The 21,471-nt window shown below is 58.3% G+C and carries 19 protein-coding genes; 7 read left to right on the top strand and 12 right to left on the bottom strand.

Annotated elements, in window-relative coordinates; translation table 11 throughout:
- Window positions 1–197: 197 nt before the first annotated feature.
- Window positions 198–1,433 (bottom strand): HD-GYP domain-containing protein, encoded by a 1,236-nt coding sequence (locus AB5Y90_RS06900; protein ID WP_257124650.1) that lies wholly within the window; start codon window positions 1,431–1,433, stop codon window positions 198–200.
- A 230-nt stretch (window positions 1,434–1,663) separates the two neighbouring features.
- Here AB5Y90_RS06900 and AB5Y90_RS06905 point away from each other — a divergent pair, with 230 nt between their 5' ends.
- Window positions 1,664–3,280, top strand: a complete 1,617-nt coding sequence (locus AB5Y90_RS06905) for a phosphoethanolamine transferase (RefSeq protein ID WP_194495954.1) — start codon at window positions 1,664–1,666, stop codon at window positions 3,278–3,280.
- A 71-nt stretch (window positions 3,281–3,351) separates the two neighbouring features.
- On the opposite strand, the gene AB5Y90_RS06910 is transcribed toward AB5Y90_RS06905, so the two are convergent.
- The 3 genes from AB5Y90_RS06910 to nagB are packed head-to-tail and all read right to left on the bottom strand — an operon-like array spanning window position 3,352 to window position 6,526.
- Window positions 3,352–4,566, bottom strand: a complete 1,215-nt coding sequence (locus tag AB5Y90_RS06910) for an ROK family transcriptional regulator (protein ID WP_257124651.1) — start codon at window positions 4,564–4,566, stop codon at window positions 3,352–3,354.
- A gap of 4 nt (window positions 4,567–4,570) precedes the next feature.
- Complete coding sequence (gene nagA, locus AB5Y90_RS06915; protein WP_021231107.1) at window positions 4,571–5,716, bottom strand: N-acetylglucosamine-6-phosphate deacetylase; 1,146 nt, start codon at window positions 5,714–5,716, stop codon at window positions 4,571–4,573.
- Between the two features lie 9 nt (window positions 5,717–5,725).
- Window positions 5,726–6,526 carry a glucosamine-6-phosphate deaminase gene (gene nagB, locus AB5Y90_RS06920; protein ID WP_005334308.1) on the bottom strand — a complete coding sequence of 267 codons (801 nt, stop codon included), beginning with the start codon at window positions 6,524–6,526 and terminating at the stop codon, window positions 5,726–5,728.
- A 273-nt stretch (window positions 6,527–6,799) separates the two neighbouring features.
- Here nagB and nagE point away from each other — a divergent pair, with 273 nt between their 5' ends.
- The 3 genes from nagE (at window position 6,800) to glnS (ending at window position 13,080) form a co-directional block, all read left to right on the top strand.
- A complete protein-coding gene (nagE, locus tag AB5Y90_RS06925) occupies window positions 6,800–8,278 on the top strand; it encodes an N-acetylglucosamine-specific PTS transporter subunit IIBC (RefSeq protein ID WP_021231106.1) in 1,479 nt (492 codons plus the stop codon).
- 121 nt (window positions 8,279–8,399) lie between these two features.
- Entirely contained in the window at window positions 8,400–11,063 is a 2,664-nt protein-coding gene (locus AB5Y90_RS06930; protein WP_257124652.1) for a beta-N-acetylhexosaminidase, read from the top strand.
- A 355-nt stretch (window positions 11,064–11,418) separates the two neighbouring features.
- On the top strand, window positions 11,419–13,080 hold the full coding sequence (gene glnS / locus AB5Y90_RS06935; protein ID WP_064336856.1) for a glutamine--tRNA ligase: 1,662 nt from the start codon (window positions 11,419–11,421) through the stop codon (window positions 13,078–13,080).
- A gap of 117 nt (window positions 13,081–13,197) precedes the next feature.
- Here glnS and fur read toward each other — a convergent pair whose 3' ends face one another.
- Window positions 13,198–13,626, bottom strand: coding sequence for a ferric iron uptake transcriptional regulator (gene fur, locus AB5Y90_RS06940; RefSeq protein ID WP_005334301.1), 429 nt, complete (start codon window positions 13,624–13,626; stop codon window positions 13,198–13,200).
- A gap of 242 nt (window positions 13,627–13,868) precedes the next feature.
- On the opposite strand from fur, the gene AB5Y90_RS06945 reads away from it, so the two are divergent.
- Window positions 13,869–14,342: a DUF4442 domain-containing protein gene (locus tag AB5Y90_RS06945; RefSeq protein ID WP_005334300.1), complete on the top strand. Its 474-nt coding sequence runs from the start codon at window positions 13,869–13,871 to the stop codon at window positions 14,340–14,342.
- A 91-nt stretch (window positions 14,343–14,433) separates the two neighbouring features.
- Here AB5Y90_RS06945 and fldA read toward each other — a convergent pair whose 3' ends face one another.
- The 4 genes from fldA to AB5Y90_RS06965 are packed head-to-tail and all read right to left on the bottom strand — an operon-like array spanning window position 14,434 to window position 16,374.
- A complete protein-coding gene (gene fldA, locus AB5Y90_RS06950) occupies window positions 14,434–14,958 on the bottom strand; it encodes a flavodoxin FldA (protein ID WP_005334298.1) in 525 nt (174 codons plus the stop codon).
- 39 nt (window positions 14,959–14,997) lie between these two features.
- Window positions 14,998–15,294 (bottom strand): LexA regulated protein, encoded by a 297-nt coding sequence (ybfE, locus tag AB5Y90_RS06955; RefSeq protein WP_005334297.1) that lies wholly within the window; start codon window positions 15,292–15,294, stop codon window positions 14,998–15,000.
- A 20-nt stretch (window positions 15,295–15,314) separates the two neighbouring features.
- Entirely contained in the window at window positions 15,315–15,536 is a 222-nt protein-coding gene (locus AB5Y90_RS06960) for a DUF2788 domain-containing protein (RefSeq protein WP_005334296.1), read from the bottom strand.
- Between the two features lie 55 nt (window positions 15,537–15,591).
- A complete protein-coding gene (locus AB5Y90_RS06965) occupies window positions 15,592–16,374 on the bottom strand; it encodes an alpha/beta fold hydrolase (protein WP_082034827.1) in 783 nt (260 codons plus the stop codon).
- A 274-nt stretch (window positions 16,375–16,648) separates the two neighbouring features.
- Between AB5Y90_RS06965 and seqA the strand changes: the two genes are divergently transcribed.
- The gene (seqA, locus tag AB5Y90_RS06970; protein ID WP_042657095.1) at window positions 16,649–17,158 is read left to right on the top strand and encodes a replication initiation negative regulator SeqA; all 510 of its coding nucleotides are present in this window, start codon (window positions 16,649–16,651) and stop codon (window positions 17,156–17,158) included.
- A gap of 58 nt (window positions 17,159–17,216) precedes the next feature.
- A complete protein-coding gene (pgm, locus tag AB5Y90_RS06975; RefSeq protein ID WP_042657096.1) occupies window positions 17,217–18,866 on the top strand; it encodes a phosphoglucomutase (alpha-D-glucose-1,6-bisphosphate-dependent) in 1,650 nt (549 codons plus the stop codon).
- Between the two features lie 102 nt (window positions 18,867–18,968).
- Here the strand turns inward: pgm and mltB are convergent, their stop codons facing one another.
- From mltB to AB5Y90_RS06990, 3 genes are all read right to left on the bottom strand, one after another.
- Entirely contained in the window at window positions 18,969–20,051 is a 1,083-nt protein-coding gene (gene mltB / locus AB5Y90_RS06980) for a lytic murein transglycosylase B (protein WP_270657339.1), read from the bottom strand.
- A gap of 132 nt (window positions 20,052–20,183) precedes the next feature.
- Complete coding sequence (locus tag AB5Y90_RS06985; RefSeq protein ID WP_042657097.1) at window positions 20,184–20,798, bottom strand: CDP-alcohol phosphatidyltransferase family protein; 615 nt, start codon at window positions 20,796–20,798, stop codon at window positions 20,184–20,186.
- A 14-nt stretch (window positions 20,799–20,812) separates the two neighbouring features.
- On the bottom strand, window positions 20,813–21,463 hold the full coding sequence (locus AB5Y90_RS06990) for an ATP-binding cassette domain-containing protein (RefSeq protein ID WP_270657347.1): 651 nt from the start codon (window positions 21,461–21,463) through the stop codon (window positions 20,813–20,815).
- Between the last annotated feature and the right edge of the window lie 8 nt (window positions 21,464–21,471).

Genomic DNA, 21,471 nt, shown 5'->3' on the forward strand with positions numbered 1-21,471 from the left:
GTGTAAGAGGCGACAGATTGCTATTGATGGATAGAGCATGAATGTATCCGTCGGATACGCCACATGGAAGTGGCATGCTCCGCCCGGCCCCCCTGGCTGGGCGTTTTTTATACATGATCAGATGGCAACCTGTTGGTGGGGATTCGTGTAATTATTCCGGTTTGTCCAATGAGTTATCCCCAGCTTCTGGGGATAACTCAGAATGCAAAGTAGTAACAGAAGCGGCGGGTCAGATTGAAGAACTGCCGCTGTCCCTCATCCAGCTCCTCCTGTTTGATAAAGGCACTGATGGTGCGTTCATCTTCCCGCAGATCGATCATGGCGACCGCTTCCGGCCGCTGGGCCTTGATATAGGGCAGGATCTTCGGCTTGAGGGGCATGGTGGGTTCGGTAGAGAGTACCAGCGCAATGCTCTCGTCGGAGAGTTTCACCAGGGATCCCGGCGGGTAGACCCCCAGCACCTTGACCAGCAACTTGACCAGATTCTGGTCGAACTTCTTCTGGGATAACTTGTAGAGCTGGCTGATGGCCTGACTCGGTGCCGCCGGCGTGCCGCTGTTGCGGGGATGAAGCAGCTCGTCGTAGAAGTCGACCAGTCCGATCAGCCGCGCCAGCGGCGGGATCTCCCCCCCCTTGATCCCCAGCGGATAACCGCTACCGTCGAGCCGTTCGTGGTGCAGATGGGCTACCTGACGAATTTTGGGCTCAAAGGCATTGAGTTGGTTCAGCATGTCAAATCCGTACTGGGGATGCATCTTGAGGAAGTTCTGCTCGGCCTTGTTTAGCTCACCACGCTTTTGGGTGATCTGGCTGGGAATTTTCAGTTCGCCGATGTCGTGGATAAGTCCCGCAAGCCCGGTCTCTTCCAGCTCGATGGGATTCATCCCCAGTTCGCGCGCCATCAACATGGCAATGAAAGCCACATTGAGACTGTGCTGCAGCAGGACATCGGTGTGGGGACTGCGGATCAGGTGGAGCCCGAGGGGGCCCTCGTGCTGACTGAGGGTGAAGGCGGCATTGCGGACGATCTGTGCGGTGTTGGCCAGCCCTTCATCCGGTTTGAGGTTGAGTGCCCCGAGCGCATCGCGTAGCTCGCTCATGGATTGGCCAAAGGCCTTGTCGGCGGCGCGCATGGAGCGGCGAAAGGCCTTTTCGTCAAAGGGGGGCGGGCCGGCATCAATCAGGGACTCCAGCTCTTCGAGATCGGGCCCGGCATCGGGGATATCGCCACGCAACAGTGGCTCGATAGGCAGATCGCTCTTGTCGGGGTCGACCATCAGCAGGGTGAGATCAAGATGACGGAGAATGTCGAGTTGCTGCTGATCCTTGATCTTGAAGGTATTGAACATAAACGGGTGGTTAGTCCATCCCGTGGGGAGATGGATATAGTGGCCTACTCTCAATTGCTCTATCGAGGCTTGGATCAGTGCCATCGGTTAACCTGCATTTCATGAATGCCTACTCAACAAGCTAGCAAAATCCGATGGATAGACAACTAAAAATCCATTTCGGGGCAGCGGAGCACCCCGTGCTGTGATGGGGCGCACGAGCGCCGTGCTTCTCTTCTTAATTCGCGCTTAAGTTTTACTTCCTACGCTGGCCCCGTCGTTTTTGTTGGCTTGGCCGGCCCGCTGCACTGCAGGCCGGTATGTAGGAGTTGTTTATGCGTGTAACTCTCGGTGTACTGCAAACCAATCTGTTGCTGGTGCTCTTTTTCGCCCTGGTACTGAACTGGCCAATCTTTTTGCATTTCTATACGGTGCTCAGCGCCCTGACCCATGTCAAAGCCGGATTTGCCATCTCGATCCCGCTGGTGCTGATCGCGGCGCTCAATGCCGTGTTTATTCCCTTCACGTTCCGGTTTGTGCTCAAGCCCTTTTTTACTGTGCTCATTCTGACTGGCTCCATCGTAAGTTACGCCATGCTCAAATACGGCGTCATCTTCGATGCCGGCATGATCCAGAACATAGTGGAGACCAACAGTGGTGAGGCGGGGGCCTATTTGAATGGCTCGGTTGCGCTCTGGTTTCTGCTGACCGGGCTGCTGCCTGTTCTGGTGCTCTGGTCACTGCGGATCCGCTATCCGGCTCGCTGGTATCAGGGGTTGGCGTTGCGGGCAGGTGTATTGGCTATCTCTCTGCTGTTTATCGGGGGCGTCGCGGCACTTTACTATCAGGATTACGCCTCGGTCGGTCGCAACAACAAGTCGCTGGCCAAAGAGATTGTGCCTGCCAACTATGTGCACGGCCTCTACAAATATGGGCGGGATGTGCTGTTTGCCACGCCGCTCCCCTACCAGCATCTGGGGACCGATGCCAGGGTGGTGGCCCGGGGAAGCAAGCCGACTTTGATGTTCCTGGTGGTGGGGGAGACGGCGCGCAGCCAGAACTACTCCCTTAACGGGTATGGCAAGGCGACCAACAGCTTTACGGCAAAAGAGCAGGGAGTGGTGTCGTTCAGGGATGTGCGCTCCTGCGGTACAGCAACCGCCGTTTCGGTGCCCTGCATGTTCTCCAACCTCACGCGCCGTGGCTACGATGACCAGCTTGCCAGCTCCCGTGACGGCCTGCTCGATGTGCTGCAACATGCCGGAGTCTCGGTATTGTGGAAAGAGAACGATGGCGGCTGCAAAGGGGTGTGCCGCAATGTGCCGACCATCGAGATCCTTCCCAAGTCCTATCCTGCGCTCTGTCAGGGGGAGTCTTGCTATGACGAGGTGCTGCTGGAGGGGCTGGATCAGCAGATTGTCGAGATGAAGGGCAACAAGCTGGTGGCTTTTCACCTGATGGGCAGCCATGGCCCGACCTATTTCCGTCGTTACCCTGCCAGCGAGCGCGTCTTTATGCCGGACTGCCCGCGCAGCGACATTGAAAACTGCAGCAACGAAGAGCTGGTCAATACCTATGACAACACCATCCGCTACACCGACAAAGTGGTGGGGCTGCTGATCGACAAGCTCAAGTCGCTGGAGAGCCAGTATGATGTGGGACTGGTCTATCTCTCCGATCACGGTGAATCCCTCGGGGCCATGGGGCTCTATCTGCATGGCACGCCATACAAGTTTGCGCCGGATGATCAGACACGGGTGCCGCTGCTGACCTGGTTCTCGCCTCAGTTACAGGCCGATCGCCAGCTTGATATGGGTTGCCTGGCGGCGGAGGCGAGCAGCCAGCGCTTCTCCCATGACAACCTCTTTCACTCCATGCTGGGGATCATGGATGTGCAGACGAGTGTTTACGACAACAAGCTGGATCTGTTCAAGCCATGTCGTGCGGGCTAAATCGCCAGCAAGCACACAATAGAAAACGGCAGCCAGTGGCTGCCGTTTGGTTATCTCGCAAGATCAGTGTCTTACTTCTGCTCCATGATGATCTGCAGCAGATCTCCCTCCAGCAGGGCGCGCTTGACCAGTGCAAAGCCGCCATAGGTCGGCTGGTTCTGGAAGCGGGCTTTCACGATGGGCAGGCCACGGTGGAAGCTCGGCAGGGATTGATGCTCGACGCAGCGACGGATGGCCGGGAAGAGGATCTCTTCGGCGGCGGTGATTTCACCGGCGATCAGCACCTTCTGCGGGTTGAACAGGTTGACCGTAATAGCCACCGCCCGTCCCAGATGCTCACCCACGTTCTCGATGACGCTGCGGGCCAGTTCATCGCCCGCCAGCGCCGCCTTGCACACCTCCTGAATGGTGATGTGCTTCTCCTGCAGCGCGCTCTGATGACCGCGGCTGATGAGCTCCTTCACCTTGTCGATGATCGCTTCGTTGGAGGCGATGGTTTCGAGGCAGCCGAAGTTGCCACAGTGACAGCGCTTGCCGAGCGGCTCGACCTGGATATGGCCGATCTCGCCGACGTTGCGGTTCTGGCCGAGGAACACCTGACCCTTGGTGATGATCCCCGAGCCCGTCCCCTGGTGGACGCTCACCAGAATGGAGTCCATGCAGTCGCGGGACTCGCCGAAGAAGTGTTCGGCTAACGCCAGCGAGCGGGTGTCGTTGCCCACGTAGCAGGGGAGGTTGAAGTGGTTCTCAAGCAGCTTCGCCAGTCCCAGATTGCGGATGTGGTACTTGGGGGTGTAGATGACCATGCCGGATTCCGGGTTGACCAGACCCGGCATGGTCAGCGCGATGCTGATGAGGTTGCGACAACGTTCGCGGTTGGCATCGATAAAGGCGCCAATCTCACGCAGCAGCATGTCGACCACGGGTTGCTGGTCGATCTCGGTCACCTGAATGACGTGCTGGTCGAGCTCCTTGCCATCGAGGTCATAGAGACTCAGTTGCAGGTAGCCGCGGCCCAGCTTGGCAGAGACAAACTGAAAGCGATGTTTGATGGTGGTCAGGGAGATGGCACGCCGCCCGCCGGTTGAGGCTTGCGGAGAGGTCTCCTTGATCAGGCCATGCTCGATCAGTTGCCGGGTTATTTTGGTCACGCTGGCCGGGGCCAGCTGACTCAACTCGGCAATCTTGACCCGGGAGATGGGGCCTTGCAGGTCGATGAGCCGATACACGGCTGCACTGTTGACCTGCTTGATAAGATCTACGTTTGCTATTTGTCCGCCAGTCATGATGTCACTGTTGTGTGTAGTGTCCGTTAACCACGGTCCCACGGACCGTGAAGTCCTGATCGAAGACAGTGAGGTTGGCTACTTTACCGACCTGGATACTACCGAGACGTGAGTCCCATCCAATGGCGCGAGCGGGGTAGAGGCTGGCCATTCTCAGTGCTTCATCGAGCGGTAATCCGACCTGCTTGACCAGATTTTCCACCCCCTCAATCATGGTGAGGGAGGAACCGCCGAGTGTACCATTCTCGTCGACACACTGACCATCGCGTAAAAAGACGGTGGTGCCACAAAAATCAAATTTCTCAAAGCCTTCCGGCGCTCCGGCTGCCGCGGTGGCATCGGTGACCAGCACCAGTCGCTCCCCCAGCGCCTTGTGAGCCAGACGCACGTTGGCCCAGTGCACGTGGTGGCCATCGACGATGATGCCCGCATAGACATCCTTGCGATCGTAGATGGCGCCCACGACGCCCGGCTCGCGACCGTTGAGGGTCGGCGTCATGGCGTTGTAGAGGTGGGTCGCAAAGCGAATACCGTTATCAAACCCGGCCATGGCCTGATCGTAACTGGCGGCAGTGTGACCGGCCGAGACCAGAATGCCCGCTTCCACCAGACGGCGGATATGGGCCGGCTCGTTGCGTTCCGGTGCCAGGGTGATCTTGGTGATGGCATCCGCGTTGGCGCAGAAGAAGTCGATCATCTCGTCCGCTGGCTGACGAATTTGCGCGGCAGGGTGGATCCCCTTGCGCTTGAGGTTGGTATAAGGCCCTTCCAGATGGACGCCCAGCACCTCGTTGGGGTGTGCAGCCATGTAGTCACGGGTCACCGCAACGGCCTGCTTCATGTCGGCATCCGGACTGGTGATCAGGGTCGGCAGGAAGCTGGTGGTACCGGATTTGAGGTTGGCCGCCTGCATGGTTGCCAGGGTCTCGACCGTGATGTCGGTGTTGAACATCACCCCGCCGCAGCCGTTGAGCTGCACATCGATAAAACCGGCGGTCAGGTTGGCGCCTTTGAGGTCAATTTGCTCGATGCCTGCAGGCAGTTCGGCCAGGTGAGAGATGGCGACAATCTTGTCGCCCTCGATAAGCACCCCGTAGCCGGTCAGCACGCAGCTGCCGGTGTAGAGGGTACAGTTGGTCAATGCGTACATGGCGACTCCTTACAGACGGCCGATGTTGGCGGCTTCCAGTTGCTGGAAGTAGCGAACGGTCTTGACCTTGAGCTCCATGGTGGAGGGCTCGTCGCACACCATCATTCCCTTCGGATGCAGTTGCAGGGTGGAGATGGTCCACATGTGGTTGACGCTGCCTTCCACGGCGGCCTGCAGGGCCAGTGCCTTGCCGTGACCGGTGACCAGGATCATGATCTCTTCCGCATCCATCAGGGTGCCGACACCCACGGTCAGGGCCAGCTTGGGCACCTGCTCCATGTCGCCACCGAAGAAGCGGGAGTTGGCGATGCGGGTGTCTTCGGTCAGGGTCTTGACCCGGGTGCGGGAGGAGAGGGAAGAGGCCGGTTCGTTGAACGCGATGTGGCCGTCGTTACCCACGCCACCCATGAACAGGTGGATCTTGCCGTAGGACTTGATTTTGTCTTCGTAGCGCTTGCACTCGGCCACCAGATCCTCGGCATTGCCGTTGAGGATGTTGATGTTCTCGGGACGAATGTCGATGTGGCTGAAGAAGTTGTTGTGCATGAAGCTGTGGTAGCTCTCCGGGTGATCTTCCGGCAGGCCAACGTACTCGTCCATGTTGAAGGTGACCACATTCTGGAAGCTCACTTCACCGGCTTTGTGCAACTCGATCAGGCGCTTGTAGGTGTTGAGCGGGGTGCCACCGGTGGGCAGGCCCAGTACGAAAGGGCGATCGCTGGTCGGCTTGAACGCGTTGATGCGGTCAACGATGTAACGAGCAGACCACAGGCCTACTTGGCTGGCAGATTTCAACGGGATCAGGCGCATATGGGATACCTCTGTGTCGGGTTGCGACCGGTTTGGCGGTGGCAATTGGCTAAGACGGATTCAAGTTGTTTTATAGCGTAAATAAAGATTGCGAACTAAGCCACATCTATCCACCACCTTTATCTTGTTTGGGTGATAACGATCACGATTATCGGTTTATTAATTTGCGCAGCGAAATAAAAGCCCTAGACTGCCAATCAAGCCTTGATGGCTTATGCGTCAAACGTGATAAGCACTTAATTTCTAGAAAAACATTAACTAAGGAGAGGAACCGTGAACATTCTCGGTTATTTGCAAAAGATCGGCCGTGCCCTGATGGTGCCGGTAGCGGTATTGCCTGCCGCAGCGATCCTGATGGGGGTTGGCTACTGGATTGACCCGAATGGTTGGGGTGGTGACAGTGCGCTGGCTGCCTTCCTGATTAAAGCGGGCGCAGCCATTATCGATAACATGTCCGTACTGTTCGCAGTCGGTGTCGCTTACGGTATGTCCAAGGATAAAGACGGTTCTGCTGCTCTGGCAGGTTTGGTCGGCTTCCTGGTCGTTACCACCCTGCTGAGCCCGGGCGCTGTGGCCCAGATCAAGAGCATCCCGGTGGAGCAGGTTCCTGCCGCGTTTGCCAAGATCAGCAACCAGTTCGTGGGTATCCTGTGTGGTGTTATCGCCGCTGAGCTGTACAACCGCTTCAGCAGCGTCGAGCTGCACAAGGCACTCTCCTTCTTCTCCGGTCGTCGTCTGGTACCGATCGTAACCTCCGTAGTGATGATCGTCGTATCTTTCATCCTGATGGCCGTATGGCCGGCAATCTACGGTGGTCTGGTCTCCTTCGGTGAGTCCATCGTGAGCCTGGGTTCTACCGGTGCCGGTATCTACGCCTTCTTCAACCGTCTGCTGATCCCGATCGGTCTGCACCACGCCCTGAACTCCGTGTTCTGGTTCAACGTGGCCGGTATCAACGACATCCCGAACTTCCTGGGTGGTCAGGCTACCATCGATGCCGCTCTGGCCGCTGGCAAGAGCCTGGAGCAGGTGAAAGGTGTGGTCGGTATGTACCAGGCTGGCTTCTTCCCCATCATGATGTTCGGTCTGCCGGGTGCCGCTCTGGCCATCTACCACTCCGCCAAGAAAGAGAACAAAGAGAAAGTTGCCTCTATCATGATCGCAGCTGCCTTTGCCTCCTTCTTCACCGGTGTAACCGAGCCGCTCGAGTTCTCCTTCATGTTCGTGGCGCCGGTACTGTATGTCATTCACGCTGTGCTGACCGGTATCTCCGTGTTCATCGCTGCCTCCATGCAGTGGATGGCCGGTTTCGGTTTCAGTGCCGGTCTGGTGGATATGGTGCTCTCCAGCCGTAACCCGCTGGCGACCAACTGGTACATGCTGATCCCTCAGGGTCTGGTCTTCTTCGGCCTCTACTACACCGTGTTCCGCGTAGTGATTGCCAAGCTGAACCTGAAAACCCCGGGTCGTGAAGATGACGAAGATACTGCTCCGGCTGCCGCTCAATCTACCAACCGTACCGAGCTGGCCAAGCAATACCTGGAAGTGCTGGGTGGTCAAGAGAACCTGGTCTCCATCGATGCCTGCATCACCCGTCTGCGTCTGACTCTGAAAGACCGCAGCATCGTCGATGAGCGCAAGCTGAAAGCCCTGGGTGCGGCCGGTGTGGTCAAACTCGGTGAGCAGAACCTGCAGGTGATTCTGGGTCCATTGGCCGAAATCATCGCCGGTGAGATGAAAGCCCTGCGTTAATCGAGCGACTCGCTCACCTCAAGTCTAAGTCCATTGTTGACATAACTAAGGGCCCCGCTCAGGGGCCCCATATAAAAAAGCCAAGAAAATCCAACCTTTACTTCAAATGAGAGCAGCAGTTATGAACTTGAAACATTCTCTGTTAGCCATTGCCATGTCTACCGTTTTTGTCAGCCAGGTCCAGGCAGCCGATGCCGCCAAGCAGGCTGTGGTCGACTCCCTCGCCAACAACCTGGTGGTCAAGTATGAAGTGGTCACCAACGACGGCGCCGGTGCCGGCCTCGATTGCCAGGCGCTCGGTTCCGAGTGGGCGAGCTGTGGCGTTGCCAAGCTGCACCTGACCAATACCGGTGCGGACGTCACCTCCAAAGACTGGAGCATCTACGTCTCTTCCATTCGTCGTATCCAGCGTGTGGATAACGACCAGTTCACCATCACTCACCTGACCGGCGATCTCTATCGTTTGACGCCAACCGAGAAGTTCCAGGGCTTTGCCAAGGATGCCACGGTCGAAGTGCCGCTGGTGGTGGAATACTGGGTACTGTTCGAATCTGACATCATGCCGAACTGGTATGTCGCCAGCGAAGGTGCCGAGCCGAAAGTACTGGCCAGCATGAGCAACATCAATGATGCCAGCACCTACGAGAAGCCGATGCCGGCCGATGGCTGGAAGCGTACCAAGGATGACAAGAACATCCTGATGAACAGCGAGACCCGCTTCGCGGCCAACCAGACCAGCACCCTGCTGCCGGCTGGCAAGATTGACAACCAGATCCTGCCGACCCCGATGAAGCAGGTAGTCAAAGCTGGCCCGCAGGTTGACTTCTCTACCATCAAACTCAATGCCCTGGACTTGCCGAGCGATCGCGCCGAGGCCCTGAAGGCTCAACTGACCAAGCTGGGTGTTACCCTCTCCGACACCGGCTACCCGGTGACCATCAAGCTCGGCAGCAAGCTCAAGCAGGCTGAAGGCTATGACATGACCATCGGTCAGAAGGGCACCGTGATCCAGGGTCGCGACATCGACGGGGCATTCTGGGGTGCACAATCCCTGATCTCCCTGCTGGGTGTTGATGACAAGCTGGTGAGCCCGATGACCGTCGAGGATGCGCCGCGCTTTGAATACCGTGGCATGCAGACCGACGTGGCCCGTCACTTCCGCAGTCTGGATACCATGAAGAAGCTGGTTGACCAGATGTCTGCCATGAAGCTCAACGTGCTGCACCTTGGCCTGACCAACGATGAAGGCTGGCGTCTGGAGATCCCGGGTCTGCCGGAGCTGACTCAGGTCGGTAGCCAGCGTTGCCACGACGAGTCCGAAACCAAGTGCCTGATGCCGCAACTGGGTTCCGGCCCGACCAGCGACAACCAGGGTTCCGGTTTCTACAGCAAGTCTGACTACGTGGATCTGGTGCGTTATGCCAAGGCCCGCGGTGTGACCGTGATCCCCGAGATCAACATGCCGGCCCACGCTCGTGCTGCCGTGATCTCCATGGAAGCGCGCTACAAGCGTCTGATGGCGGAAGGCAAAGAAGCGGAAGCCAACCAGTTCCGTCTGACTGATCCGGCTGACACCTCCAACGTCACCTCGGTCCAGTTCTACGACAAGATGTCCTTCATCAACCCTTGCCAGCCGGGTGCTGCCACCTTCGTGGCCAAGGTAATGGATGAAGTTGCCCAGATGCACCAGGCCGCCGGTCAGCCGCTGACCGCATGGCATTACGGTGGTGATGAGGCGAAGAACATCATGCAGGGCGGTGGCTATCAGGATCCGGCCGTTACCAAGAAAGAAGAGCTGGTCGCCTGGAAAGGTAACGTCGACTCCAGCAAGCAGGACAAGCCGTTTGGCAAGTCCCCGATGTGCCAGAAGATGATCGACGAAGGCAAGATCAAGGAAGTGGGCGAGCTGCCGGTTTACTTCGCCAAGGAAGTGGGCCAGATGGTCAAAGACCGCGGCTTCTCTACCCTGCAGGCGTGGGAAGATGGCCTGAAGTACGCCAGCGGTGCCAAGGACTTCGCCACCGACAACACCCGTGTCAACTTCTGGGAAACCCTCTACTGGGGTGGCTTCAACGAAGCGATGAAGTGGGCCCACAAGGGTTACCAAGTGGTGCTGTCCAACCCGGATTACCTCTACTTCGACTTCCCGAACGAAGTACACCCGGCCGAGCGTGGCTACTACTGGGCAACCCGTTTCAACGACACGCGCAAGGTGTTTGCCTTCGCCCCGGAAAACCTGCCACAGAACGCCGAGACCTCGGTTGACCGCGACGGCAACGCCTTCGTGGCCAAAGGTGACCAGGATCCGGTCAAGTTCAAGGGGATCTCCGGTCAGCAGTGGAGTGAAACCGTGCGTACCGATGCTCAGTATGAGTACATGGTCTACCCGCGTATCTTCTCCGTGGCCGAGCGTGCCTGGCACAAAGGTGGCTTCGAGCTGAACTATGTGAAGGGTCGCGAGTTCTCCGGCGAGACCAAGTTCGTCAACAAGGCCACCCTCAACAAAGAGTGGAACCAGTTTGCCAACGTATTGGGTCAGCGCGTGCTGCCGAAACTGGATCAGGCCGGTGTTGAATACCGCCTCTCCGTACCGGGTGCCAAGGTAGTGAACGGTGTGCTGGAAGCGAACGTGGATCTGCCGGGTCTGCCCATCCAGTACAGCCTGGACGGTACCAACTGGAGTGCCTATGACGCCGCGGCCAAGCCGAGCGTGAATGGCAAGGTCTACCTGCGTACCACCAGCTTCGATGGCAAGCGCACCAGCCGTGTCACCGAACTGAACTGATAGCAGTCAACCGTTAACATGAGGTGGGTCGCAAGACCCGCCTTTCCCAAGGGCGATGGCGCATCGGGTTTGGGAAAGGTTGACTGTGCGTGTGAGCCTTTGTTGTGTGTAATTGTCTGTTTTGTGTTTTTCATCACTTTCAGCCCCGCCTAGTGCGGGGCTTTTTTATGCATTTGGTGTGCAATGTGCCAAGCCACGCCGTTTTTAGTGGCGCAATGGCCGGGAAATGGCCCGGAAGTGCCAAATTCAGGTTGAGACAGCGCCCGTAATAAGGGATCATACCCGGCTTGACGGCGGGGGGATGAGGGTGCCAGCCGGCACAACTTCCGCCAGTGACGCTTTTTTGAGGTGAGCCATGAGTCAGGCGAACAGCCCAACTAACTTTATTCGTCAGATCATTGATGAAGATCTGGCCAGCGGTAAGCACAGCAGCGTGCATACCCGTTTTCCGCCCGAGCCGAACGGTTATCTCCATATCGGCCACGCCAAATCCATCTGCCTGAACTTCGGCATCGCCCGCGACTATCAGGGCCAGTGCAACCTGCGTTTCGATGACACCAACCCGGTGAAGGAAGATATCGAGTACGTAGAGTCCATCAAGCAGGACGTACAGTGGCTCGGCTTCCAGTGGAACGGCGAGATCTGCTACTCCTCCGACTATTTCGACAAGCTGCACGGCTACGCCATCGAGCTGATTGAAAAGGGTCTGGCCTATGTGGACGAGCTGACGCCCGAGCAGATGCGCGAGTACCGTGGCACTCTGACTGAAGCTGGCAAGAACAGCCCGTTCCGCGATCGCAGCGTGGAAGAGAACCTGGCGCTGTTTGCCAAGATGAAGAATGGCGAGTTCGCCGAAGGCACCGCCTGCCTGCGCGCCAAGATCGACATGGCATCCCCCTTCATGGTGATGCGTGATCCGGTTATCTACCGCATCAAGTTTGCCCACCACCACCAGACCGGTGACAAGTGGTGCATCTACCCGATGTATGACTTCACCCACTGCATCTCGGACGCGCTGGAAGGGATCACCCACTCCATCTGCACCCTGGAGTTCCAGGACAACCGTCGTCTGTACGACTGGGTGCTGGATAACATCACCATCGACTGCCACCCCCGTCAGTACGAGTTCTCTCGTCTGAACCTCGAATACACTGTCATGTCCAAGCGCAAGCTGAACCTGCTGGTGACCGAGAAGCACGTCGATGGTTGGGATGACCCGCGTATGCTGACCGTCTCCGGTCTGCGTCGTCGTGGTTACACTCCGGCCTCCATTCGCGAGTTCTGCAAACGCATCGGCGTCACCAAGCAGGACAACATCGTCGAGATGAGCATGCTGGAAGCCTGCATCCGCGAAGACCTCAACGAGCATGCCCCGCGCGCCATGGCCGTGCTGCATCCGGTGAAAGTGGTCATCGAGAACCTGGCTGCCGATGAAGTGCTGACTGCCCCGGCCCACCCGAGCAATGCCGAGATGGGGACCCGCGAGCTGAACTTTACCCGTGAAATCTTCATCGACGAAGCGGACTTCAAAGAAGAGGCGAACAAGCAGTTCAAGCGTCTGGTGCTGGGCAAGGAAGTGCGTCTGCGCAATGCCTATGTGATCAAGGCCGAGCGCATCGAGAAAGATGCCGATGGCAAAGTCACCTGCATCTACTGCTCCTACGATCCCGAGACTCTGGGCAAGGATCCGGCCGATGGCCGCAAGGTGAAAGGGGTGATCCACTGGGTCAGCGCCACCCACTCCCTGCCAGCGGAAGTGCGTCTCTACGACCGTCTGTTCAAGGTGCCGAACCCGGGCGCCGAGGATGACTTCGAAGCTGCGCTGAACCCGGAATCTCTGGTGATCATCGAGGGGGCCCGTGTCGAGGCTTCCCTGAAGGACGCCAAGCCGGAGCAGGCTTACCAGTTCGAGCGTGAAGGTTACTTCTGCGCCGACAACAAGCTCTCCAGCCCGGAGCATCTGGTGTTTAACCGCACCGTTGCCCTGCGCGACTCCTGGGGCAAGGTAGAAGGCTAAGCCGATGGGGCAGGGGAAACCCTGCCCTGTGTGCTGCCAGCGGCCTGCGCCGGACAATAAAAAAGCCAGCTGATGCTGGCTTTTTTTATTGTCCGTTATCTGCAAGTCGCGGGCGACTTATTCGTCGTGCTTGCACTCACCGGTAGCACAATGACCGTAGAGGTAGAGGCTGTGGTTGGTGAGACGGATATTGAATTTCTTGGCGATCTCGCGCTGACGCTGTTCGATCACTTCGTCGGAGAACTCGATCACCTTGCCGCAGTCGAGGCAAACCAGGTGGTCGTGGTGCTCCTGAGTGGCCAGCTCGAATACCGACTTGCCACCTTCGAAGTGGTGACGGGTAACGATACCGGCATCATCAAACTGGTTGAGAACGCGATAGACGGTAGCGAGACCAATCTCTTCACCCAGGTCGATCAGTCGTTTATAGAGATCCTCGGCGCTGGTGTGCTGGCAGTCCGGCTGTTGCAGGATTTCCAGGATTTTGACCCGGGGCAAGGTGATCTTGAGCCCGGCCTTTTTTAACGCTTGGTTGTTGTCTGCCATATTCTACTTATTCGCATTCTCGAAGGTGGGGTTATTCTGATGGACTGCCGCAGGAATGGCAACCTTGAACTCGCTTGGCCTGTCATTATAGGTCGTAGCCTCCCTAAAAATAAACCCAGCAATTCAAGGGGTTTAGTCATAAATGGCCGGTTGGATTGAAATAATCAATCGTGTCGTCCGACTTGCTGGCATGGCAGATGTTGATAAGATGTAACTTTCATATTTCTGGTCGGATGAGATCCATGGATTGGCTTTTTGACAATGCGGCCTGGGTGCGCCGCGCACTCAACGCCTGGCCCCCTTTCTGGGGTGCCGGTATCAAGATAGAGACCCTGAGCGATGACTTTCGTTATTGCCGGGTGACCCTGAAATCCCGCTGGTGGAACAAGAATGCCAACCGCACCCAGTTTGGCGGCAGCATGTTTGCCATGACAGACCCCATCTATCCACTGATGCTGATGGGCTACTTCAAGAATCGCTACTACGTCTGGGACAAGGCGGGCAGCATCAACTACATCAAGCCGGGCAAGGGCAAGCTGGTGGCCGAGTTCAACCTGACCGAGGGCAAGCTGGCCGAAATCGTGGCGGCGACCGAAGGTGGCAACAAGCACTTCCCCGAATTCGAGGTGACGGTGCAAGACAAGAGCGGCGAGCTGGTGGCGCAGGTCAAGCGCACCCTCTATGTGCGGGCCAAACCGGAGCACAGAGGTGAATAACAGGGAAGAATAAAGGCAGGCATCGCAACAAGCAGATACAACAAGGGCCCCGTCGGGGCCCTTGTTGTCAGAGGTATGAGGGGGAGGTGGATTACTCCAGCTCGCCCAGGCACATCTCTTCGTGCAGCTGCTTGCACCAGCCCTTGACGCGCTCAGCAGTCAGCTCCGGCTGGCGATCTTCATCGATACCCAGACCGACAAAGTGCTTGTCATCGACCAGTGCCTTGGAGGCTTCGAACTCGTAGCCGGCAGTCGGCCAGTGACCGATGATGATGGCGCCTTTTGCTTCGACGATGTCACGCAGGGTGCCCATGGCGTCGAGGAAGTACTCGGAATAGTCTTCCTGATCACCGCAACCGAAGATGGCGACCAGCTTGTTGGTGAAGTCGATTTCGCCCAGATCGGGGAAGAAGTCGTCCCAGTCGGCCTGGGCTTCGCCGTAGTACCAAGTCGGGATGCCGAACATCAGCAGATCAAAGCTCTCGATGTCGGCCTTGCTGCTCTTGGCGATGTCACGGACTTCAATCAGGTTTTTGCCCAGCTCTTTCTGGATCATCTTGGCGACAGCTTCGGTGTTACCGGTATCGCTGCCAAAAAACAGACCTACACTTGCCATAGTGTTTAGTTACCCGTATTTGGTGTTAATGCTCAACGCTCAGACTGCAATGTCCACCGCAAAGGCGGACTCAATCTGTTGTTTCAGGATAGATTGGATCAGCTCGGCTCGGCTGATGTTCTGTTGTAACGCAAGTTGGTTCAGGCGCTCCAGCAACTCGGCCTCCACCTTTAACTCTACCCGCTTCAGCCCATTTTCCCGATCGCGCTTAAGCTGGTTACGCTTGTTGATCTTGAGCTGGGTCTCGCGGGGGAGTGGATTGGTCTTTGGCCTGCCGGGGCGCTTCTCATTTGCGAACAGATCCAGTGTTGTTCGATCAGTTTGCTGTTTGGCCATACATCACAGATGAAAATAAGTTAGCCGAGTCCTGAGCCTTCCCAGCCCAGTTCGATCAGCCCCTTGGCGACAAAACCCGCACAACCCAGAAACAGTACCAACCAGACGATAAAACGACCGAAACGGGGCACGTTGCCGCGCTTGAGCACGTCCTGAATGGCCAGGCCAATCAATATGAAAATGGCCACAAAGAATAACTTGAGGCCCAAACTTTCGATCAGGTCGATATGTTCACTTAGCATGGATTGCGCACACTCCTTATGACGGGCGCACTATATCACAAAGGATTTGAAACTGTTAACCGCCTGTCGACAGGAAATCCACAACCAATTTGTTGAACAGAGCCGGTTTTTCCGCATGCAGCCAGTGGCCGGTACCCGCGATGACACGCACCTTTGCCGCCGGGAATTGGGCCAGTGCCGCCTCGCTGTATTGCGGCTGCATATAGTCAGAATCCCCCCCCTTGATAAAGAGCACCGGCCCCTCGAAGCGGCGATCATCCTCTGGCCAGCCCATGATGTCGGCGTAGTTTTGCTCAAGCGCCGGCACATTGAAGCGCCAACCCCAGCCATGCTCGCCTCTGGCGAAGGATTTGAGCAGGAACTGGCGTACCCCGGCGATCTCGATATGTTCGGCCAACATGGCTTCCGCTTCGCTGCGGCTTTGCGGCGGCGTGTGCAGTGTGGCGTTGAGTCCGGCGAACACATTCTGGTGGCGGGAGTGGGGATAGGCGACCGGTGCCATATCGGCGACGACTAGACGGCTTACACGTGCTGGCGCCAGCTTGGCGACCTGCATCGCCACTTTGCCCCCCATCGAGTGGCCAATCAGGGTGGCGTCGGCAATATTCAGCCGATCCATCAGGGTCAGAATATCGGCCGCCTGCGCCGGATAGCTCATCTCGCTGCCATGAAAGGAGGCGCCGTGGTTACGCAGATCGACGCTGATAACCCGGTATTGCTCGCAGAGAGCACGGGCCAGCAGGCCGAGGTTATCGAGGCTGCCAAACAGGCCGTGGATCAGAATGACCGCCGGGCCCTGACCCTGCTCCTTGAAGTTCAATATGCTGTTTTGTTGCAAAATGACACCTTGTCGGTCGTGGGTGCGTATCGCTGTTTTATTTAACGCACTGGAAAGAAAAGGATTTCGTCCAACGGATAGGAAATTCATGTGGTTTTTTTTCTAAAAAATCCCGTCCGGATCGGCTATCAGTGCGGCTGATCACACACTTGGCCCGCTATTATGCCGTATTCTCGATGAGATTCATGTACATCTGCCAGCCCCTTGCTTGGGCTGTCGGGTTTGCCTATGTATAATCGCCGCATCCGAATTTCGACGAGTCCAGCGCATCCCTATGAAAACCATCGAGCTTGATGACGATCTCTACTTCTATATCGCCAGCCAGACCCGGCACATTGGTGAGAGTGCCTCCGATATCCTGCGCCGTCTGCTGGAACAGCCTGCTCACGAACGTGTGCCGGTTGCCGAGCCCGTTGCCGTCGTGCAGCCCAGTGCGGTAGCCACCCGGCAAGGGCTGCAAGCCCTGCTCGATTCCGGTGAGCTGCAAAAAGAAGAGAAGTCCATCAACCGCTTCATGCAGGTGCTCAGTACCCTCTACCGGGACGATCCGGTCGGGTTTACCCAGGCCACCGAAATCAAGGGACGCAAGCGCGTCTATTTCTCACGGGATCCCGAGGCTCTGCGTGCCAGTGGTAGCACCACCAAGCCCAAGCCGGTACCGGACACCCCGTTCTGGGTGATCACCAACACCAACACCAGCCGCAAGCAGAATATGGTGGCCCAGCTGATGGCCAGCATGGGCTATGGCGAAGAGGTGATCGCGCAGGTGTGTGGCGCCATTTAACGGTTTATCAAGACTCAGGCCTTGCCCAGCAAGGCCGCCATTACGCAAGGAAAACGCCATGGCTCAGCATTCCCACGCCGGTCAGCCGGCTCGTTTAAGCGACCTGACCAACATCCCCCGTCTGGTCAGTGCCTACTACCTCAACAAGCCGGACATGAGCCGCCCCGAGCAGCGGGTTGCCTTCGGTACCTCCGGCCACCGTGGCAGTGCCTTGCACAACGCCTTTACCGAATCCCATATTCTGGCGGTGACCCAAGCGCTGGTGGAATATCGCCGGCAGGCCGGTATCACTGGCCCGCTGTTTGTCGGCATGGATACCCATGCCCTGTCCGAATCCGCCTTTGCCAGCGCAGTCGAAGTGCTGGCGGCCAACGGCGTTGAAACTCGCATTCAAGCCGGTATGGGCTTTACCCCGACCCCGGTCATCTCTCACGCCATCCTGCGCCACAATGCAGGCAAACCGGCTGCGCGCGCTGACGGGGTGGTGATCACCCCGTCCCACAACCCGCCGGAAGATGGTGGCTTCAAGTACAACCCGCCTCACGGTGGCCCCGCCGAAGGAGAGATCACCAAGTGGGTGGAGGACCGTGCCAACGCCATTCTGGAAGCGGGTCTGGCCGGTGTGAAACGGATGCCGTTCGCCGAAGCGCTCAAGAGCCCGTTCGTGGTCGAGCACGACTATGTCACCCCTTATGTGGATGATCTGAAGAACGTGCTGGACATGGATGCCATCAAGAACGCTGGCATCAAGATCGGTGTCGATCCGCTGGGTGGCTCCGGCGTCGCCTATTGGGACGTTATCGCCAAGACCTATGGCCTGAATATCGAGGTGGTGAACTACAAGGTCGACCCGACCTTCTCCTTCATGACCCTGGATAAAGACGGCAAGATCCGGATGGACTGCTCCAGCCCGTTCGCCATGGCGAGCCTGATTGCCCTCAAAGACAAGTTCGACATCGCCCTTGGCAATGACCCTGACTATGACCGTCACGGCATCGTTACCAAGTCCGGCCTGATGAACCCGAACCACTATCTGGCGGTGGCAATCCAGTATCTGTTTACCCATCGCACCGGCTGGGCTGCCGATGCGGCTGTCGGCAAGACGCTGGTCTCCTCTTCGATGATCGACCGGGTTGCCGGCGAGATTGGCCGCACCCTGAAAGAGGTGCCGGTCGGCTTCAAGTGGTTCGTGGATGGCCTCTATAGCGGCGAGTTCGGCTTTGGCGGCGAAGAGAGCGCGGGCGCCTCCTTCCTGCGCAAAGACGGCACCGTCTGGACCACCGACAAGGATGGCTTCATTCTGGCGCTGCTGGCGGCCGAAATTCTGGCGGTTACCGGCAAGGATCCGCAGGCCCACTACGACGCACTGGAAACCAAGTTTGGCCGCTCCAGCTATCGCCGTATCGACGCCCCGGCCAACAGCGCCCAGAAAGCGGTGCTCTCCAAGCTGGATCCGGCACTGGTCGAAGCCTCTACCCTGGCCGGTGAGCCCATTATCGCCAAGCTGACCAAGGCGCCGGGCAACGATGCAGCCATCGGTGGCCTGAAGGTGGTGACCGAGAACGGCTGGTTCGCGGCGCGCCCCTCCGGCACCGAGTCCATCTACAAGATCTACATGGAGAGCTTCAAGGGCGAGGCGCACCTGGATCTGATCCAGCAAGAAGCCCAGCAGATCGTCTCTGCGGCGCTGGCCAAGGCAGGCGTCTAAATCAGGTAGTCATCCTTGAGCCCCTGATGGGGTTGAACGTTGGATATAAAAAAGGAGCCATAATGGCTCCTTTTTAATTGTCTGTTTTATACCAGCGAGTTGTCAGCGTGCCGCCTTCACCGCCAGACCCAGCTGCCACACCGCCATGGCGTAGTGGGTGCTGTGGTTGTAGCGGGTGATGGTGTAGAAGTTGGGCAGGCCGTACCAGTATTGGTAGCCGGTGCCCACATCGAGGCGCAGCAGGCTCGACTCGCTGTGATTGCCCAAGCTGCTGGTGGGGGTGAGCCCTGCGCGGCGCAGAGTGGCGACCGGGTAGCGGGTCTGGAAGCCATGCTCGTAGCCGGGCAGTTGGCCCTGACCGCGCACCGCCACCGGTTGCCCTTTCTCCCAGCCGTGGGCCTTGAAGTAGTTGGCAACGCTGCCGATGGCATCAACCGGATCCCACAAATTGGTGTGGCCGTTGCCGTCAAAGTCCACCGCATAGCGCTGGAAGCTGGAGGGCATGAACTGGCCATAGCCCATGGCCCCGGCGTAGGAGCCCTTGGGTTCTGCAGGATCCATCCCTTCATCGCGGGTCATCACCAGGAAGGCTTCCAGCTCGCTGGTGAAGAACTCGGCGCGGCGCGGATAATCAAACGCCAGGGTGGCCAGCGCATCCAGAATGCGGGTCTTGCCCATCACCCGGCCCCAGCGGGTCTCCACCCCGATAATGCCGACGATGATCTCCGGCGGTACCCCGTAGATCTGCTCCGCCCGGTTCAGCTCGCTTGCGTATTCACGCCAGAAGTTGACGCCGTTTTGCACGTTATCCGGGGTGATGAACTTGGCGCGATAGCGGTTCCAGGCGCCGGTCGGGCCGGTGGGCTTGGCGGTGGTCGGCGCCTGGGCATCCATCAGGCGGATGATCCAGTCGTAGCGCTCTGCCTGTGCCAGCAGCTGATGCAACTGGGCGTTGTCGAAGCCATGCTGCTCGACCATCTTCTGGACGAATCTGTCCACATTGGGGCGATTGGCGAAATCCCCCTTGCTAACCCCTTGTGTGTAAACGGGTTTGCTCGATGGCGCCTGATTGATAAAGGCACTGTTGGGTTGAGGCTTGACCACGGGCTTGGGGGCCGGGGCGCTGCTGCAGCCACCGAGCAGGGGGAATAACGACAGAGTGAGAAGAGAGGCAAGGCGACGCATAGGGTTCTCAAAGAGACTGACAAAAGTGTCGTCATGGTAAAACATTGTCATCCCCGTGCAAGTGTTCCGTGCGCCTCGTTGGCCACCAATTCATCGTGCGATAGATTAGCCCTTAGGTGAGGGCTGCACTGTTTAGCGCGGTGGGTGACGCAGGGTGTGGTAACCGCTCCAGAGCCGGGTCAGGGTGGTGATGGCGCAGAGCAGCGCAAAGCCGTAGGCGAGCGGGGCGAAGGCGGCGGGCCACAGACACATCAGCACAAAGAGAGCTATGGTCTCGCTCCCCTCGGTGAGGCCGCCCAGATAGTAGAGGGACTTGTGGTGGTAGACCGGATTGTCGATCCCCCGCTTGCCCGCCATGATGGCAAACGCCAGAAAGCTCGACCCTGTGCCCATAAAGGCAAACAGCAGGGTGGCGGCGGGCAGTGCATTGGCGGGGGCGGCGAGGGCAAAGCCTAGTACCACGGCGGCGTAGAAAATAAAGTCGAGCGTGATGTCGAGAAAGCCGCCGCAGTCGGTGATGCCGGTTTCCCGCGCCACTGCGCCATCGAGCCCGTCCAGCAAGCGGTTGAGCAGGATCGCCGCGAGCGCCCATTGATAGCAACCAAAGGCCAGCAGCGGCAGCGCCAGCATGCCAATAGCAAAGCCGGTGAGGCTCACCTGATTGGCGCTGATCCCGGCGCGGCAGAGCGGCTTGGCAAGCTGGCTGAGGGGGCTGCGGATCACGGGGATCAGGTGGCGGTCAAACAAGGTGAACTCCTCGGTCAAAAACAGGATTCGGTGAGGTGAAGTATGGTGCCCGGCGCGTCGTCTTCGTCGTGGGTTACCAGAATGGCGGGAATGGCCAGCGCTTTGATCTGCGCGAACACCAGCTGGCGAAAGGCGGCCCGCAGCGGCTTGTCGAGGCGGGAGAAGGGCTCGTCCAGCAGCAGGGCGTCGGGTTCCGCTAACAGCGCCCGCAGCAGGCTGACCCGCGCCCGCTGACCCCCCGATAGCAGTTGCGGCAGCTTGTCAGCCTGATCCGCCAGCGCGATCCGTGCCAATGCGGCCAGTGCCTTTTCCCGCCGCGCGCGTTTTCCCTTGATGGTCGCCGGCATGCCGAACATCAGGTTCTCCGCCACCGTCAGATGGTCAAACAGCAAGTCATTCTGAAACAGCATGCCGATGCGCCGCGCTTGCGCAGGCAAGGTGTTGAGTGGCCGCTCGCCGAGCCTTACCTCCCCCTCCAGCCGGATTGGGCCGCTCCCCGTCAGCGCGCTCGGCAGTACCCCGGCGAGCCCCGCCAGCAGGGAGCTTTTACCACAGCCGCTGGGCCCCATCAGGGTCAACACCTCGCCGGGTGCCACCTGCAGGGCGGGCAGCGAGAGCAACAGGCTTTCCTCCAGATAGAGCCGAAGAGGCGTGGTGCTCAGCACATGGCTAT

Origin of the sequence: Aeromonas sp. R4-1, from assembly GCF_040908325.1 — a bacterium.
Taxonomy (GTDB): domain Bacteria; phylum Pseudomonadota; class Gammaproteobacteria; order Enterobacterales; family Aeromonadaceae; genus Aeromonas; species Aeromonas veronii.

Bases quoted from the DNA above. Each gene is read 5' to 3' on its own strand.
- AB5Y90_RS06900 (WP_257124650.1), bottom strand. From the start codon at position 1,433: ATGGCACTGATCCAAGCCTCGATAGAGCAATTGAGAGTAGGCCACTAT.
- AB5Y90_RS06905 (WP_194495954.1), top strand. From the start codon at position 1,664: ATGCGTGTAACTCTCGGTGTACTGCAAACCAATCTGTTGCTGGTGCTC.
- AB5Y90_RS06910 (WP_257124651.1), bottom strand. From the start codon at position 4,566: ATGACTGGCGGACAAATAGCAAACGTAGATCTTATCAAGCAGGTCAAC.
- nagA (WP_021231107.1), bottom strand. From the start codon at position 5,716: ATGTACGCATTGACCAACTGTACCCTCTACACCGGCAGCTGCGTGCTG.
- nagB (WP_005334308.1), bottom strand. From the start codon at position 6,526: ATGCGCCTGATCCCGTTGAAATCTGCCAGCCAAGTAGGCCTGTGGTCT.
- AB5Y90_RS06930 (WP_257124652.1), top strand. From the start codon at position 8,400: ATGAACTTGAAACATTCTCTGTTAGCCATTGCCATGTCTACCGTTTTT.
- glnS (WP_064336856.1), top strand. From the start codon at position 11,419: ATGAGTCAGGCGAACAGCCCAACTAACTTTATTCGTCAGATCATTGAT.
- fur (WP_005334301.1), bottom strand. From the start codon at position 13,626: ATGGCAGACAACAACCAAGCGTTAAAAAAGGCCGGGCTCAAGATCACC.
- AB5Y90_RS06945 (WP_005334300.1), top strand. From the start codon at position 13,869: ATGGATTGGCTTTTTGACAATGCGGCCTGGGTGCGCCGCGCACTCAAC.
- fldA (WP_005334298.1), bottom strand. From the start codon at position 14,958: ATGGCAAGTGTAGGTCTGTTTTTTGGCAGCGATACCGGTAACACCGAA.
- ybfE (WP_005334297.1), bottom strand. From the start codon at position 15,294: ATGGCCAAACAGCAAACTGATCGAACAACACTGGATCTGTTCGCAAAT.
- AB5Y90_RS06960 (WP_005334296.1), bottom strand. From the start codon at position 15,536: ATGCTAAGTGAACATATCGACCTGATCGAAAGTTTGGGCCTCAAGTTA.
- seqA (WP_042657095.1), top strand. From the start codon at position 16,649: ATGAAAACCATCGAGCTTGATGACGATCTCTACTTCTATATCGCCAGC.
- pgm (WP_042657096.1), top strand. From the start codon at position 17,217: ATGGCTCAGCATTCCCACGCCGGTCAGCCGGCTCGTTTAAGCGACCTG.
- mltB (WP_270657339.1), bottom strand. From the start codon at position 20,051: ATGCGTCGCCTTGCCTCTCTTCTCACTCTGTCGTTATTCCCCCTGCTC.